Origin of the sequence: Cupriavidus sp. SZY C1 (genome assembly GCF_032190535.1) — a bacterium.
Taxonomy (GTDB): Bacteria; Pseudomonadota; Gammaproteobacteria; order Burkholderiales; family Burkholderiaceae; genus Cupriavidus; species Cupriavidus pauculus_C.
Window position 1 is genome coordinate 1 of the sequence record NZ_JAUANU010000016.1, and the last position, 16765, is coordinate 16765.

Annotated in this window: 12 protein-coding genes and 1 pseudogene; 7 read left to right on the forward strand and 6 right to left on the reverse strand. The window is 67.2% G+C overall.

What is annotated here, in order from left to right; all coding sequences use genetic code 11:
• The 6 genes and pseudogenes from QTN24_RS21375 to QTN24_RS21400 all read left to right on the forward strand — a co-directional run.
• Nucleotides 1–969, forward strand: a pseudogene (locus tag QTN24_RS21375) (hypothetical protein); the annotation flags it as partial.
• A 336-nt stretch (nucleotides 970–1305) separates the two neighbouring features.
• Nucleotides 1306–3009, forward strand: coding sequence for a ShlB/FhaC/HecB family hemolysin secretion/activation protein (locus QTN24_RS21380; protein WP_313839631.1), 1704 nt, complete (start codon nucleotides 1306–1308; stop codon nucleotides 3007–3009).
• Between the two features lie 54 nt (nucleotides 3010–3063).
• Nucleotides 3064–4917, forward strand: a complete 1854-nt coding sequence (locus QTN24_RS21385; protein WP_124685758.1) for a peptide transporter — start codon at nucleotides 3064–3066, stop codon at nucleotides 4915–4917.
• Entirely contained in the window at nucleotides 4914–6722 is a 1809-nt protein-coding gene (locus QTN24_RS21390) for a methyltransferase domain-containing protein (RefSeq protein ID WP_313839656.1), read from the forward strand. The genes QTN24_RS21385 and QTN24_RS21390 overlap by 4 nt, the downstream gene beginning before the upstream one ends.
• Before the next feature lie 81 nt (nucleotides 6723–6803).
• Nucleotides 6804–7115 (forward strand): hypothetical protein, encoded by a 312-nt coding sequence (locus QTN24_RS21395; protein WP_124685757.1) that lies wholly within the window; start codon nucleotides 6804–6806, stop codon nucleotides 7113–7115.
• A gap of 37 nt (nucleotides 7116–7152) precedes the next feature.
• On the forward strand, nucleotides 7153–9012 hold the full coding sequence (locus QTN24_RS21400) for a peptide transporter (RefSeq protein WP_313839658.1): 1860 nt from the start codon (nucleotides 7153–7155) through the stop codon (nucleotides 9010–9012).
• Nucleotides 9013–9035: 23 nt separating this feature from the next.
• Here QTN24_RS21400 and QTN24_RS21405 read toward each other — a convergent pair whose 3' ends face one another.
• The 5 genes from QTN24_RS21405 to QTN24_RS21425 all read right to left on the reverse strand — a co-directional run bounded on the left by QTN24_RS21405 (nucleotide 9036) and on the right by QTN24_RS21425 (nucleotide 14095).
• Entirely contained in the window at nucleotides 9036–9524 is a 489-nt protein-coding gene (locus QTN24_RS21405; RefSeq protein ID WP_313839660.1) for an SgcJ/EcaC family oxidoreductase, read from the reverse strand.
• A 177-nt stretch (nucleotides 9525–9701) separates the two neighbouring features.
• Complete coding sequence (locus QTN24_RS21410) at nucleotides 9702–10382, reverse strand: response regulator transcription factor (RefSeq protein ID WP_313839662.1); 681 nt, start codon at nucleotides 10380–10382, stop codon at nucleotides 9702–9704.
• Nucleotides 10363–12030, reverse strand: coding sequence for a HAMP domain-containing sensor histidine kinase (locus QTN24_RS21415; protein WP_313839664.1), 1668 nt, complete (start codon nucleotides 12028–12030; stop codon nucleotides 10363–10365). The genes QTN24_RS21410 and QTN24_RS21415 overlap by 20 nt, the downstream gene beginning before the upstream one ends.
• A gap of 101 nt (nucleotides 12031–12131) precedes the next feature.
• Nucleotides 12132–13535: a class II fumarate hydratase gene (gene fumC / locus QTN24_RS21420; RefSeq protein WP_313839666.1), complete on the reverse strand. Its 1404-nt coding sequence runs from the start codon at nucleotides 13533–13535 to the stop codon at nucleotides 12132–12134.
• Nucleotides 13536–13744: 209 nt separating this feature from the next.
• Complete coding sequence (locus tag QTN24_RS21425) at nucleotides 13745–14095, reverse strand: four-helix bundle copper-binding protein (RefSeq protein ID WP_124685751.1); 351 nt, start codon at nucleotides 14093–14095, stop codon at nucleotides 13745–13747.
• Nucleotides 14096–14301: 206 nt separating this feature from the next.
• Here QTN24_RS21425 and QTN24_RS21430 point away from each other — a divergent pair, with 206 nt between their 5' ends.
• Complete coding sequence (locus QTN24_RS21430) at nucleotides 14302–14673, forward strand: hypothetical protein (protein WP_124685750.1); 372 nt, start codon at nucleotides 14302–14304, stop codon at nucleotides 14671–14673.
• Between the two features lie 52 nt (nucleotides 14674–14725).
• Here the strand turns inward: QTN24_RS21430 and QTN24_RS21435 are convergent, their stop codons facing one another.
• A complete protein-coding gene (locus QTN24_RS21435) occupies nucleotides 14726–16711 on the reverse strand; it encodes a diguanylate cyclase domain-containing protein (RefSeq protein ID WP_313839669.1) in 1986 nt (661 codons plus the stop codon).
• Nucleotides 16712–16765 lie beyond the last annotated feature (54 nt).

A 16765-nucleotide genomic window follows, 5' to 3' on the forward strand; every position in this document is an offset into this window, starting at 1 on the left:
GACGGCAACGGCAATGGCCCCGACGGGAACGGCAACGGCCCTGACGGAAACGGCAACGGCCCCGACGGCAATGGCAATGGCCCCGACGGGAACGGCAACGGCCCTGACGGAAACGGCAACGGCCCCGACGGCAACGGCAACGGCCCCGACGGCAATGGCAACGGCCCGGATGGGAACGGCAACGGTCCGGACGGGAACGGTAACGGCCCCGACGGCAACGGCAATGGCCCGGACGGCAATGGCAACGGACCCGATGGGAACGGCAACGGTCCCGACGGCAATGGCAACGGACCCGATGGGAACGGTAACGGCCCCGACGGTAATGGCAACGGTCCCGACGGTAACGGTAACGGCCCGGACGGCAACGGCAATGGCTCCGACGGCGGTAACGGCTCGAACGGTGGCAACGGCTCCGACGGCGGCGACAAGACGCCTGACGGTGGTTCGGACGGCTCGGGCGGTTCGGGCTCGGGTGGTTCCAACTCGGGTGCCACGGCCGGTGCAATCATGGGCGCGGTTGGCGCGGGCGGTATCCTGGCCTACGTGATCGACGACCTGACCGACCAGACGTGGTATCTCGATGCCCCGGTGCCGCTGACGGTCGAGTCCGACGAAGACAAGGCGTGGGAAGGTGCGCTGATGTCGGGTGCCACCGTCCAGGTGAAGGGCACGACGGCCACGGTCCAGGTGAAGACCAGGTCCGGGACTGTCGAGCGCACGCTGACGTTGCAGGACGGCGCCAACGGGACGAAGCACTTCGTCTACGAGGACCCGGTCACCAAGACCAAGGCCGATCTGGCGGTGAACATGGAGACACGCGAGTTCTTCTACACCGAAGCCGGTGCGCCGAATGGCAAGCGCTACGTCGTGAAGAGCCACGGCTGGTTGAAGAGTGACGCTGCGCCAGCAGCAAGCACCAGCTCCACCGTCTCGGCTACGCCGGGTACGGCAGGCGGTATCGGCGGCTGACGATAGCCATGTGCCGGCGTCGAAAGGCGCCGGCATATTGGCGCCCGCCATGGGTCCAATCATTCAACAAGAACCAGCGGTTCCGATCAGTTTCCGATGCTGTCGATGCGGAAACTGATTCGGACCATTTTCATTTCGAACGCGCACATTCCCTGCCACACTCCGCTCACATGCATGGGGTGGGAGATGCTGGGTATGCGCCTAACGCTCGGGTCCACGTCGAGATTTCGTAAAACGGCTATTAGCCTGTGGCCGCTGCGCCGCTACGCTGACTTGCATGAACGCTCTCTGAGCAGAATCGGACATGCAAGATGTCTCGACCGGTTCTGGAAAATCTTGAAAACCATCGAAACCATGCTCCGGCAGCATGCCAGCCGCACGCGCATGCTCATGCGCTGCCTGTGCACCACGCTGCTATTCGCCGTCGCGCCTGTCCAGGCGCAGTCGGAAACACCATCCACCACGCAGACTGGCATTCCCGCCGCCAACGTCGCCTTTGACGTCGTCCCGGCGGGCAGCCGCGCACACGACGACATCGTCGGCGTTCTTCGCAAGGCTTCCGCCACGCTGGGCGACACGCCGACGACCCTCGAAGCCGTCGGCGAATGGTCGGACAGCCTCACCAACGCGTTGCGCCAGGGCGGCTACCCCGTCGGCCAGGTCCTCGTGACCGAGCCAGACTGGCAGGCGAGCCGGCAAGGCGCGCCGCTGAAATTCACGGCCTTTCCTGGCCGCATTCATGAAGTCAAGATCGACAACAAGTCGCGCGTGAAGGATGCCCGGCTCTATCGGCTCATCACGAAGGCACTCTGTGGCGCCGACACGCTCGACCGCGTCTGCGTCCTGCAGACGTCGCGGCTGGAGCGCACCACGCAGCTCCTGCAGGACGTGCCCGGCGTGGCGATTGCCAAGGCGCCGCAGTTTTCGTCCGGCGGCGCGCTGGGCGGCATCGACGTGCTGTTCAGCCTGCAGCAGCGCGGCAAGCCCTTGAGCGGCGACATCTTCATCGACAACCAGGGTATCGAGGCAACAGGTCTCACCCGACTCGGCGTGACCGGCTCCGGCAACAACTTCTTCGGGCTGGGCGAAAGCTACGCGCTGACGCTGACCGGCACCGAGAAACGCATGTGGACCGGGTCGCTGACCGGCAGCATCCCGATCTTCGACGACGGGCTGCGCCTCACGGGCGGCTTCACGCGCCAGCAGTACACGATCAACGCCTCCACGCGGCTGGCCGGCGTGGCCAACACCGCGCAGCTCGGGCTGAGCTACCCCATCACGCGCGGGCTCGACCGCAACGTGTGGGTCGGCGGCTCCTACCTGCACAGCCGCACGTCGACGTCGTATGTCGACTTCGAGAATGCGTTCTCGCACAGCACGCTCGATGCCTTCCGCTTTTCGCTGCAGGGGAACAATGGCGACCGGGCGCAGCAACTGCGTACCAACATCTGGAGCGGCGAAGTGGCCCTGACGGCCGGCCGCCGGCGCAGCAGTTCCCCGGCCACCGACGCGGCGGTCAATCGCAAGGACCATTACGGCAAGCTCGGCGTGTCGGCCTTCGGCACCTATGCACTGAACACCAGCGGCGATTTCTTCCTGTCCGGGCGCGCGAACGGCCAGTACGCCAGCACCAACCTGGACCCCAGCGAGAAGCTCAGCGTGGGCGGCCCCGGCGCCGTGCGCGCCTACCGGGCCGACGAAGGGTCGTTCGATGACGGCGTGATCCTCAATCTCGGCGTCCACAAGCGCGTGCCGATCGTCGCCGGCAATCAGCTCCAGTTCGGCCTGTTCTCGGACTTCGCGATCGGCAAGGTCAATCACAAGCCCTGGAGCCGCTGGGAATCCGGCTACGTCGGCATCCCCGGTGTCACCAACCGACGCATCCTGTCCGGCTACGGCCTGAGCGTGGAATGGCTGACATCGTTCGGCGCCACGTTCTCGGCCTCGGTATCCAAGGCATACGGCTTTTCCTCCACCTCATGGGTCGACCCCGGCAAGAAACCCGTGCAGTACTGGCTATCCGTGTCCTGGGCGAACTAGGCCAACGCAACGCAAGCACAACACGCCAAGCGCCCCTTTTCGAGAAAGACGGCTATGAAATTCGATATCACGACGTTCGAGCATCACTGTTATCGCAGTGATCCCGCGATTGCCTTCAACGGCCTGCGCGAGCTGCTGCAGAAGATTGCCGATGGCTATGGCGAGACCAGCCACCTCGATGAATGGGAGCAGTCGACCGAGGCCATCAATATCCGCGACGAGCATATGGTGACGCGGCTGGCCGCGGCGATCACCGCGCTGGCGACCAATCCGGACTTCCACATGTCCGAGCAGGACAGCGCATCGGTGCTCAAGCACCAGCGCTGGCTGGCCAGCATCTTTGCCAGCAGCCCGTTCCGCAATGCCGACCACATCCTGCGGGCGCTGGGCATCGACGAAACGGCGCGCGACAGCTTCGACATCCACCCGGCCGACCTGTGGAAGTTCCAGCTCTTCTACCTGCCGCAGTCGGAAATCAAGCTCGACTGGGACGCATTGTGGAAGCTCGACAAGGGCGCGGCTGGCGGGCTGGCCATGGCGATCCTCTCGCCGCGGTTCCAGGGCACCGTCGCCGCGCACCGGAAACGCGAGTTCCTGCTGGAATGGCTGCCCGGCCGTTTGGACCAGGTGGAAAACCTCGACCGGCTGCCGCATGTGATCATGCACGACGTCAACATGTTCTGCAGCTACGCGGACACGCCGGAAAAGCACAGCATCAAGAAGCCGCTCTGCACGCTGGTGCGCCGCAAGCTGGCGGGGATGGGCGTGCATGACACCGAGCGCAAGGCCGTGGCGCCGAAGGACGGGAAGAAGCCGGTGCTGCTGGTGGTGCTGGAATCGTTCCAGAAGAACCATTCGATCTACCGCACCCATTCGCAGACCATCGACCTGATGCGCCGGAAGTTCCACGTGGTCGGCATGGGCTACCGCGACCGGGTGGACGACGCGGGCCGGGCGGTGTTCGACGAGTTCATCGAGCTGCAGTACCACGGTGTGTGGAACTCGGCCGCCCATGTACGCGACATCAGCGAGAAGTACCAGGCGCAGATGTTCTACATGCCTAGCGTCGGCATGTTCGCGGTCACCGTGGTCGTCTCGGCCTTCCGCGTCGCGCCGATCCAGATCATGGCGCTGGGCCATCCGGCGACGACCCATTCCCCGGCGATGGACTACGTGGTGGTCGAGCAGGACTACGTCGGCGATCCGGCCTGTTTCAGCGAGCAACTGCTGGTGCTGCCGCCCGATGGCATGCCCTACCGGCCGTCGGCCAACCTGCTGGCCTGGCCGCCAAAGCCGCCGGCCCGGTCGTCCGATGTCGTCAAGATCGCCGTGGCGGCCACGACCATGAAGCTCAACCCGGGGTTCATCGAGACCTGCGGCGCGATTGCCCGCGAGGCGCGCGTGCCGGTGGAGTTCCATTTCCTGGTGGGGCAGGGCAGCGGGCTGGTGTATCCGCAGGTCCGCAACATGATCCAGCGCGTGATGGGCAACAAGGCGGTGGTGCATCGGGACCAGCGCTACGGCGTCTACATGGACACCATCGCGAGCTGCCAGATGTTTGCGAACCCGTTCCCGTTCGGCAATACCAACGGCATCGTCGATACGGTCTGGCCGGGGCTGGTCGGCGTCTGCAAGACCGGCCGGGAGGTGCACGAGCACATCGACGAGGGCATGTTCCGCCGGCTGGGCTTCCCGGAATGGACCATCGCCAAGACCGTGGACGAGTACAAGGCGGCCGTGATCCGCATGGCCGAGAACCACGAGGAACGCGAGGCGCTGGCGGCGAAGCTGGCCGGGCGAGAGGCCATCGAGACGCACATCTTCAAGGGCCGCCCGGAGATCCTGGGCGAGCGCATGTATGCGCTGTGGTCGGAACAGGTTGCCAATGAGAACGCGAACAGATCATGAATGAACTCAGCAAATCGGCGCTGCGGCGCTCGCACGACCCCGCCTTCCTGCAGCATTACTTTGCCGGCCGGGGACTGGACATCTGCGGGGCGGGCGAGAGCCTGGCCACGTTCGCGGGCTGGTTCCCGCGCGTGCAGGACGTGAAACCCTGGCGCAAGTCGGCGTCCGACATGCAGGAGGTGCCGGGCATCGACGAACAGTCGCTCGACTTCGTCCACGCCAGCCTGCGCCTGCAGACCCTGGCCAACCCGCACAAGGCGCTGGCCCGCTGGCTGGACCTGGTGAAGCCCGGCGGCTATGTGATCTTCACCGTGCCGGACGAGGACTTCCTGACGCCGCGCAATACCATCCGGCTGACGATGCCCGGCAAGAATCCCAAGGCGCAGTCGTCCGGCCAGGGCGGCGGCGCGCGCTTCACGATCTACAAGCCACCGCACGACGACGCGACGACCCAGAACCTGCTGGACACCATCCAGCTGTTCTCGCGCGTGGCGTCGTGCGAGCGGATGGCGCTGGTGCGGGACCATGAAGGCGAGGCGCCAGTCAACGGCGAGGCCGATACGCGGCGCTTTGTCGAGGGCGTGATCGAGGTGGTGCTGCGCAAGCGCGCCGCGCCGGGCATCCAGGACCTGCTCGGCCGCGCCAACGCGGCCCAGAACGCGGAAGACTGCGTGCGCTGCTGCCGCGAGGCCGTCGCGACCTATCCGTACCGGTTCCAGGCCTACCTTCGCTCGATCATGCTGGCGCAGCGCTGGAGCCTGATGGACGAGATCGACCACGTGCTGGATCTGGCCACGAAGCGCCTGCATGGCGAATGGAATCCGCAGCTCTACCAGATGCTCCACTACATCAAGAGCGGGCGCCTGAACCAGGGCTTCCAGCTGCGCGAGCGGATGTACGCCCGCATCAACTGGCAGCGTCGCACCAAGGCGCAGCCGCCGGCCAACACCCCGGCCTGGACAGGCCAGCCGCTGGAGGGCAAGCGCATTGTCATCTGGAGCGAGTTCGGGCTGGGGGACGAGATCTTCTTCCTGCGGTTCGCCAGGGTCCTGCGGGAGCAATGTGGCGCCGCCCATGTGACCGTGGTGTGCCAGGGACCGATCTTCGAGCTGTTCAAGGCGTCGGGCGAGGCGGACGACGTGGTCCGCGTGGACGCCACGTCCAGCCTGGCGCCGCACGATTTCTGGGTCTATCCGCACGCGATCATGGCCCACCTGCCGGTCGATGTGTCGAACCTGCCGCAAACGGTGCCGTTCCTGCGCGTGCCGGAGGCGGCCAGCCTGCCCGGGCGGCCCGAGGCGCTGAAGGTGGGCGTGGTGTTCAAGGGCGCGCCCAATCACGAGAACGACCATGCACGCTCGCTGCGGTCGCTCTCGGTGCTGGACGCGCTGTTCGCGCATCAGGAAGTGGACTTCTACAGCCTGCAGAAGGGTCCCGGCGCCGACGAGGCCGCCGATTACGCGCGGCGCCTGCCCAACTTCTACGACATCGGCGCCGGCGTGCAGACGATGATCGAGACGGCGCAGGCGGTCCAGGCGCTCGACCTGCTGGTGACGGTGGATACCTCGGTCGCCCACGTGGCCGGCGCGCTGGGCAAGCAGACGTGGCTGTTCCTGCCGTTCTACACGGACTGGCGCTGGTTCTACGAAGGCGAGGACAGCCCCTGGTATCCGTCGATGCGGTTGTTCCGCCAGCGTTGGGGCGCCGAGGTGCCCGAGGTAATCGCCCGCATGAACGGCGAACTGCTCGGTCTGATGCTGGACAAGCAGAGACGCCAGGTGACTGTCGGCGAACCCAGAATCTGATGCCAATTGTTTAAAGAAATTGCTATTCGATGCGGTCAGGGACGGCTCTACCCTTCAGGTGAATTGACCAAGGAGTCCATCATGAAACATCCAGTCGACCGGCTGATTGCCGGCATCTTTCTGACAGTCGTGACGACGGTGGTGGCGATGCTGCTGCTGTCCGTCATACCCGTTGCCGAGATGAACGAAGGGCGGAACATCTGGCATCTGCTGATTGGCGTGACCATCGCCGCCTGCATTTGCCTGCCGCGTCCGATTCTGATGCGTACGTACTGGCGCGAGCGCTATCCGTTCGTGCTGGACGACGAACTCAACAACATGCTGCTGGGCCGGTTGATCGGCCTGGCCTGCGGGGCGATGGCGGGCATGTTCGTGCTCGCGAAGATTGCCTGATGTGCCACTGTCCCATCCTTTTCCTGCGAGGCCGATCATGACGATCACAAAATTCAGCATCAACAAGTTCGAGTACCTGTGCTACCTCGGCGAGCACGAAAAGGCCGGCCGCGAGCTGGTCGCCCTGATGGAGCTCATCGACCGCCACTACGGGCTGCTGATGGACGTCGACGAGTGGCCGCAATCGGTTGAGGCGCTCGACATCATGGACGACCACCTGCTCACGCGGCTGGCGTCCGCCATCACGAGCCTCGTCGCCAATCCGTCGTTCCGCTTCTCGGACCATGGGGCCGCCGTGCTGCTCCAGTACCAGCGCTGGCTGGCGGCCCTGTTCGCGGCCAGCCCGTTCCGGAACGGCGACCACATCCTGCGCACGCTGGGCGCGGACGAGGAGGCGCGCACGGCGCTGCAACTGCGCACGTCGGAGCTGCAGAAGTTTCAGTTGTTCTATTTCCCGGAATCGGAAGTCGTGCTCGACTGGGACGTGATCTGGGGCGTCGACAAGGTGCTGCCGGCCGGCCTGGCGCTGGCGATCATGTCGTCGCGCTTCCTGGCCACCCCGTCGGCGCACGCCAAGCGCGAGCTGCTGCTGCGCTGGCTGCCGCCGCGGCTGGCCGAGGTGGACAGCGTCGACCAGTTGCCGATGGCCATCCTGCACGACGTCTACATGCACTGCAGCTACGCCGACCTGCCGGGCAAGCACGACATCAAGAAGCCGATCAACACGCTGATCCGGCGCAAGCTGGCGTCGCTGGGCGTGGCCGACGTGGCGCGCCCGGCGGCCCGGCCGGCGTCGGGCAAGCCGGTGATCCTGGTGGTGCTGGAGTGGTTCTCCGAGAACCATTCGATCTACCGCACCCATTCGCAGACCATGGTGGCCATGCGCGACAAGTTCCATCTGGTCGGCATGGGCTACGAAGAGCGCGTGGACGACGCCGGCAAGGCCGTGTTCGACGAGTTCGTGCCGCTGGAAGGCGGCAGCGTCTGGGAAAACGCCGCGCACGTGCGCGCCACCAGCGAGAAGTACCAGGCCCAGGCGGCCTACATGCCAAGTGTCGGCATGTTCCCGATCACGATGCTGCTGGCCAGCCTGCGCGTCGCGCCGCTGCAACTGATGGCGCTGGGCCATCCGGCCACGACCCACGGCCATGCGATGGATTACGTGGTGGTCGAGGAAGACTACGTCGGCGACGAGGCGTGCTTCAGCGAGACGCTGCTCAAGCTGCCGCCGGACGGTATGCCGTACCGGGCGCCGGCGGCGATGCTGCGGCTGGACCTGGACGCGGCAAGGAAGCCGCGGCCGACCGAAGTCGTCAAGGTCGCCGTGGCGGCCACGACGATCAAGCTCAACCCCAAGTTCCTGGCGGCCTGCGCGGCGATTGCCCGGACGACCAAGGTGCCGGTGGAGTTCCACTTCCTGGTGGGGCAGGCCACGGGGCTGATGTTCCCGCAGGTCCGCAATGTGGTGCGCCGGATCATCGGCCCGTCGGCCATCGTGCACAAGCACCAGAGCTACGACGACTACATGGCGGTCATCGCGGACTGCGACATGTTCCTGAACCCGTTCCCGTTCGGCAACACCAACGGAATCGTCGATACGGTCTGGTCGGGCCTGGTGGGCGTGTGCCGCACCGGTGCCGAAGTCCACGAGCATATCGACGAGGGCATGTTCCGCCGGCTCGGTTTTCCGGACTGGACGATCACCACGTCCACCGAGCAGTACATCGCGGCGGCCGTGCGGATGATCGAGCGCGCCGAGGAGCGGCGGGTCATGCAGGGCAAGCTGGCGGGCCCGCAGGCCATCGAGCGGCTGATCTTCAAGGGCCGCCCGGAGATCCTTGGCGAGCGCATCCAGGCGCTGTGGGAAGACAAGCTCAGGACGGCCACGCCGGCCTGAGCGCTGGGCGCCAAGGGTATCGCTTACTTCGCCCCCGTCACCGGCTCCGGCATGGCCGACGAGTGATGGTGGGCGATCAGCCACTTGCCGTCCTTCCACTCGTAGACGTAGGTGTACCGGGCGTGGACGGTCTTGCCGTCGGCGTACCGGAACGTGTAGTTGCCGACGTCCTGGGCCACGTTGCAGCCGATGCGGATAAAGCGGTCGTCGATCGATCCCTGCGGCTTGTACTTCAGGAACTTGACGAAGTAATCCTTGATGGCGGCCGGCGTGGTGCGGGCCTGGTTGGACACGGTCGGCAGCAGCACGCCGTCCGGCGCGTAGTTGGCCAGCACCTTGTCCGGGTCGCCGGTGCGCAGCGAGTCGTTCCAGCGGTCGAACAGGCTGGCGATCTGCTGCTGGGTGGCGGGCGCGCAGGCTTGCTGCGCGGCGGACTGCGCGGCGGCCGGCAGCGAGGTGAGAAGAACGCCTGCGGCAACGGCGGCGAGGGAAGCGGCACCAACGTATGTCATCGAATTTTTCCTGTGGTCAGTCTGGTCGTCACCCCTGGGCAGGGGTGGCGCCGGTGAATCGGCACGGGAAAATTCTGGGGGCCGAACGTTAACCGCAGGGCCCGGCTTCGATGAAGCGATGCTGACGATCAGATGAACGGCAGATGAACGAATCGTGCCGGGACCGGCGCAACTGGCTCAGGGTGCATCGTCGATGCGGTAGCCAAGCCCGCGCACGGTCTTGAGCAGCGGCAGCGCGTGGCCGTCGTCTATCTTGCTGCGCAGCCGGCGCACGTAGACGTCGACGATATTGGTCAGCGGGTCCTCGTTGGCGCCCCAGACGTTGGACAGGATGCGCTCGCGGCTGAACACCCGGCCCGGCGCGCTCATCAGCAGTTCCAGGAAGGCCAGCTCCTTGGCCGTCAGCGGGATGGCCTGGCCGCCGCGCATGACCTGCATGCGGTCGCGGTCGAGCACCAGGTCCGCCACCTGTAGCTGCTGGGATATGGGCTGCTGCTCGCGGCCACGCCGCAGCAGGGCCTCGATGCGGGCCAGCAGTTCCTCGAACGCGAACGGCTTGGTCAGGTAGTCGTCGGCGCCCAGCCGCAGGCCGGCCACGCGGTCGCCCACGTCGCTCAGCGAGGTCAGGATCAGGATCGGCACGTGGTTGCGCTCTGCGCGCAGCGTCTGGCACAGCTCCAGGCCGTCGATGCCGGGCAGCATCAGGTCCAGCAGCAGCAGCGACGCGTCGCCGCGGCGCGCCATGTCCAGCCCCTCGGGCCCGGTGCGCGCGAGCTGGACGAGATAGCCCTCGGCGCGCAGCCCGCGCACCAGGAAATCGGCCACGCGGGCGTCGTCTTCAATGACCAGGATGTTCATGGTGTGGGATGGCAGTGGCGCCCGCGCCGGCGCCGGCGGCATCGGCGCGCGGCCCGGGCGGCAGCTCGATGCAGGCGCGGGTGCCATGCGGCGCGGCGGCGCTGACGGAAAGGTTGCCATGATGGGCCCGCACGATCGCCAGCGCAATCGACAGGCCAATGCCGGTGCCGTCCGCCCGATGCGCCCGCGCGCGCCGGCCGCGCATGAAGCGCTCGAACACCGACCCCAGTTCCTCGGGGTCGATGCCGATGCCCCGGTCCTCCACTTCGATCCGTACGCCGTCGCCGCTGGCCGCCGCGCGCAGGCATACCGTGCTGCCGCGCGGCGAATAGCGGATGGCGTTGTCCAGCAGGATCACGATGGCCTGCCGCAGCCGGTCGGCATCGGCCATGACGGTGAGACCGTCGGCGCCCTCGGGCGCCTGGAGCTGGATCTTGACGTCGTGCTCGGCCCCCAGCGCATCGGCAAAATCGGCGGAATCCTGCAGGAGCTGCCACAGCGCCACGCTGCGCGGCTGCATGACCAACTGGTCAGCTTCCGCCCGCGCGATCAGCAACAGGTCGTTGATATGCCCGGTCAGTTGCTCGGCGGCGCCGACGATGTGCTGCAGCGCCTGCCGGTACTCGTGCGCGGGCTTCTCGCCGCCGCGCAGCGCAATCTCGGCCTCGCCGCGGATGGCCGTGGTCGGCGTGCGCAACTCGTGGCCCAGGTCGGCAAACAGTTGCCGGCGGCGCTGGTCGATGCGCTGGAGCGTCTCGTGCGCCGAACTCAGCTCGGCCGTGCGCGCCTGCACCGCCTCTTCCAGCCGGCGGCGGGCCGCGTCGGCGTCGATCCGGTGCTGCTGCAACTCGGCGGCCATGGCGTTGAAGCCGGCGGCGACGTGCCCGAATTCGTCGCCGGAATGGATTGGCAGGCGGTAGTCGAGGGCCCCGCTACGCAGCGCGCCCACGCCTTCGAGCAACTGGTCCAGCGGCCGCTTGAGCCGCCGGCCCAGGCGCAGCGCCAGCACGACGGCCGCCAGCAGCGTCACGGCGGCCATCACGAATGCCTGGGTCCGCAGCCGGTCCAGCCCGCGCTCGGTGGCGGCCCGCGCCACCGGCACGGCGGCGCGCTGGCGTTCGATGGCGCCGTAAAGCAGTTCGCGCAGGTCACGGCCGCGCGCCTTGTCGAACACCTCGTTCAGCTCGTTCCAGACGCCCGCGAAGTCGGCGTCGCGCGGCAGGGGCTGCAGGGCCACGAGGCGGCCTTCCACTGCGCGGATGTTGTCGCCCAGCAGTTCGGACATGCCGGCCAGTTCGTTGACCTCGGGCGGCACGGGCACGCCGTCGAGCGCCGAGATGGTGTTCCAGAGCACGATGTCCCGCTGGGCAAGCTGCTGCAGCCGGCCGGCGCTGCGCTTCATGCTGGCCAGCAGGCGGTCGCGGGCCTCGGGCGAGGCATCGGCGTTCATCAGCCGCTGCGACGCCCAGACGCGCAGCCGCTGCTTGTTGGCGGAAAGGTCCAGCAGTTCGGCCAGGATGTCGTTGGCCAGCCGGCTGTGCTGGGCGTAGTCGTTGACGCGGTTGGCGCCCCAATAAACGAACGCCGCCTGGATGCAGACCAGGGCGACGAGCAGGGCAAAGGCGAGCGTCAGGCGAAAACGGAACATGGCGGGGTATCAGGGGCGCAGCGGTGGCATGGCGCGCCACCGGGCTTGGCATGGCGCGGCCAGCGGGCACCTTCCGGACGCCCGCTGGCCGCAGCCGGCGCTCATACTTCCTTCGTCAGCGCCTTGAAGTCAATCCACTGGTCGAACTGTTCGTTCGTGACGTGACCGGAGTCAATGGCCGCCTCGCGCAGCGACAGGTTCTTCTTGACCGCGAGCTTGGCGATCTCGGCGGCCTTGTCGTAGCCGATATGCGGATTCAGCGCCGTCACCGACATCAGCGAGCGCTCCAGCAGTTCCTGAATCCGTGCGCGGTCCGGCTCGACGCCTTCCACCATGTGCTCGGCAAAGCTGGCGGCGGCGTCGGCCAGCAGCGTGACGGACTGCAACAAGCTGTAGACGATCACCGGCTTGTACGCGTTGAGTTCCAGCGTGCCCAGGCTGTTGGCCAGCGTGACCGTGGTGTGATTGCCGATCACGCGGCAGCAGACCATCGCCAGCGCCTCGGCCTGCGTGGGGTTGACCTTGCCCGGCATGATCGACGAACCCGGCTCGTTGGCGGGCAACTGCAGCTCGGCAAAGCCGGCGCGCGGGCCCGAGCCCAGCAGCATGAAATCGCGCGCGATCTTCAGGAACGATGACGCCGTCGTGTTCAGCGCGCCGGACAGGTCCGCCAGCGCATCGTGCGCGGCCTGCAGCGCGTAGCGGTTGGCGGCCGGCTCGAACGGCAGGCCCGTGTAGCCGGCCAGCGCCCTGGCAAACGCCGCCGCGAATCCCGGCGGCGCGTTCAGGCCCGTGCCGACGGCGGTACCGCCCTGCGCCACGGGCATCGCACGCAGCATGGCCTGCTGCAGCCGCGACTGCGCGTCGGCCACTTGCGTCATGTAGCCGGAAAATTCCTGCCCCAGCGTCAGCGGCACGGCATCCTGCAGATGGGTGCGGCCGACCTTGACGATGTCGGCAAACGCGTCGACCTTCCTGGCGAACGCCTGTTGCAGCGTCTCCAGCGACGGCAACAGTGTCTGCTGGATGGCACGCGTGGCCGCGATATGCATCGCCGTCGGGAAGCTGTCGTTCGACGACTGGCTGGCGTTGACGTGGTCGTTCGGGTGAACCGGCTTCTTGCTGCCCACCTCGCCGCCCAGCATCTGGATGGCGCGGTTTGAGATCACCTCGTTGAGGTTCATGTTGGTTTGCGTGCCGGACCCGGTCTGCCACACCGACAGCGGGAACTCGCCTGGCCACTTGCCGGCGATGACTTCCTCGGCGGCCTTCTCGATGGCGTCCGCCACGTCGGGCTTGAGCACGCCAAGCTCGCGGTTGGCGCGGGCGGCGCACAGCTTCAGGACCGCGAACGCCTCGATCAGCGCGGGCGGCATTTTCTCGGTGCCGATACGAAAATTCTGACGCGACCTTTCGGTCTGGGCACCCCAGAGATGATCGGCCGGGACGGCAACGTCTCCCAGGCTGTCTTTCTCGATGCGGGTGGCTGGGGACTTCTCGGACATGGACGGACTCCTTCAGGAAAGAGATCGCAGTTGAATCTGAGCAGACCTAGAGGATAGCCGCCCGGTGGCATATGCGCCGCAAAGCCCTGCCGCCGGCGCGTGCTTGGGCAGCGGCCGGCGGCGGTTGCCTGGAATCAATGCCTACGGAGCGATTGGCGGGGCCGGGCCGGTGCCGGCGTCCCGCGCGCGCCACGCATGGCGTGGCACGGTCATGCGGTCATCTTCAAGCACATTTCCATGCAGGCCGTGCACGCCTTGGCGCATTCCTGGCAGTGCCAGTGGTCGTGCCGCTCGCATTCTTCCTTGCACCACTTGCACACTTCGGCGCAATCTTCGCAGACCAGCGGGGCGAACTCGCTGTTGCGGAGCATGTAGGACGCGGCCAGGTTGGCGATGCCGGCGCAGTCCATGTCCAGCGCGATGCAGCGCGACATCTTGCGGGTGTCGGGTTCCTCCAGGCACGCCGCCGCGCACTTCAGGCAGGCCGCCGCCGCGGCGTTGCACGCGGCGATGCAGTCGGCGTAGCGGGCAAAGTTTTCCTGCACGTTGGGTCGTATCATCGGTGTCCTCCTTGGGGGGATAGGTGGTAGGCAACCGTTATCCACAATAGGCAACATCGGGCGGCCGTGCAGTCCGGCGTGGTCTACAATGGCCCCCTCCACTTCGCCTACATGGCCCGATGGCGGCGGGGCGAGGGCGGGGTTGCGCGCAGTTCGGCGCAGTACGCGGCAGTTGACAGATCCGGGCGGCATGAAAGGACAGCATCATGGGTGAGGCAAAACGACGGGGTACGCCTGAGGAACGGGCGCAGCAGGCGCGGGCACGGGTAGACGCGCTGCGGCCGGCGCAACTGGTCTGCGGATCGTGCAAGACCGCCTTCACGAACTTCGACGCCATTCCGGCGCCGGGCCTGCACGGCATCGACGCCGTGTTCGGCGGCGAGTGCCCCAACTGCGGCAACGACGTGGTCGTGTTCAAGGGCGAATCGAAGGCGGTGGCCGAGGCCATGCTGGCCTACCAGAGGATGATGGGCGAGAACGCCAAGCTCGGTTACCAGTCGGCCGACGGCCGGCACGTGCCGTTCGACGCCGACGCCCCGCAGGCATCGGACGCTTCCGACGAATCCACCAAGCACTGACAGGTCTGCAGCCGCGCCGCGCGCGGCGGCTTTCAGCGCCGAAAGTCGGCGCTCAGGCGTCGACTTCCAGCAGTTCCGCCGGGCCGATCTCGTAGCGGCCGCGGCCGGCCGCCTTGGCGCGGTACAGCAGCACGTCGGCCTGGCGCATCAACGCTTCCTCGCTCATCGGCGTGCCGCGATACAGCGCCACGCCGATGCTGACATCCACGTCGGCCAGCACCCCATCGAAATAGAATCCACGCGCCACGGCCTGCAGGATGGCCTCGGCCACGCGCTGCGCGGCGGCCGGGGTGGCGATGTCCGACAGGATCACGGCAAATTCGTCGCCACCGAGCCGCGCGACGTGGTCCTGCTTGCGCACGCAGCGCCGCAGCCGCAGCGCGAACGATTGCAGCAACTGGTCGCCCGTGGCGTGGCCGTGCATGTCGTTGACGGCCTTGAAGCGGTCCATGTCCAGATAGAGCAGCGCCATCAGTGCATCGTCGCTGCGGCTCAGCGCCATGGCGTCGCGCAGGTGGGTCTCGAACGCGGCGCGGTTGGGCAGCTGGGTCAGGTGATCGGTGCGGGACAGGTGCGACAGCCGCTGGGCTTCCAGCTTGCGCTGGGTGATGTCCTGCACGTGGATGTGCACGCCCACCACCTGCTTGCCGTCCTCGCTCCACTCGGGCCGGTAGCTCGTTTCCATCCAGTGCAGGTCGGGGTAGGCATATTCGGCCTCGAAGCTGACCACGCTGCCCGCCAGCGCCCGCTGCAGGTGGGGCCGGGCGCGCTGGTAGCGTTCCTCGCCCAGCAGCTCGCGCATGGTCATGCCGCGGATGCGGTCCACCGGCAGCCCGAACGCGCGCTCGTAGGCGGCGTTGTTGAAGACGTAGCGCTCGTCGTTGTCGATGAAGGCCAGCAGCGACGGCAGCGTATCGGTCACGGCCCGCAGCCGGCGCTCGCTGCGCGCCAGTTGCTGGCCGCGCTGCCGCACGTCGCGCATCAGGCCGATAAAGGCCCGCGTGACGTCGCCGATCTCGTCGCGCTGGGGCCGCTGCGGCAGCCGCTCGAAGGCGTCGACGTCGTTCGCGCTCTCGCGCACCACCTGGTGCAGCCGCGACAGCGGCATCAGCAGCCGCCGCACGGCCAGCCAGATCAGCAGCGCCACCACGGCCAGCACGATGCCGGACAACGTCAGGAAGCGCGCCTGCATCTGCCGCAGTGGGGCATACGCCTCGCGCGCGGGCAGCACGGCCACCAGCTCCCAGCCCGTGGTGGCCATCAGGCGCCGCGCGATGACCGGCTGAGCCGGCGTCAGGAATTCCAGCCGGGCCGTGTGGTTTTCGACGCCGCAGGTATCGTCGAACGGCCACGCGGGCTGATGCAGCCGTGCCGCATCGGGATGCTGGATGTAGACCGGCGCCGCGCCGGCCGACACCAGGCAGTAGAAGCCCGTGATGCCCAGCCGGCTGCGCGCGATCTCGACCAGGAAATTGGAGTGGGCCAGGTTAAGCCAGCCGCCCACCAGCCCCATGAACTCCCCGGCCGGGGAAACCACCGGCACCGCCACCAGCGCACCCATCGCCCCGTTGGTGCGGGCGCGCAGCGGGGCGGCCACCACGACGTTGCGCGTGCGGGCTGCCTCATGGAAGTAGATGCGGTCGCTGACGTCGGCCGGCATGCCGTCCATCGTCAGCACCGTGCCGCGGGCGTCGGCGATGACCACGGCGTCGAACGCATCGGGGATCGAGATGGCGCGGTTGACCACGTCGAGCAGGCGCGGGCGCAGTTCGTCGTGCGGTGTGCCGGTCGCGGCGGCCAGCAGCGGCACGAGCTGGGGCGCCAGGTTCGTCAGCATCACGATGCGGTCTTCCATGGCCGTGTCCAGCAACTCGGTGGACAATTTGACGATGGAGTCCTGCTGGTTCTGCAGCACGTCCTCAAGGTCGCGGTGCGCGTGATAGAGCGAGCCGAGCACAATGCCGCCGCCAAGCACGGCGGCGAGCACCGTGGTGATCAGGGCGATTCGCGCCTTGAGCGATGGCAGTAATCGGGGCATGCGGTTCGGATGATTCCCGCGTGGCGGGCTGGGCGCCTCGGTAGTCGGCGGAGG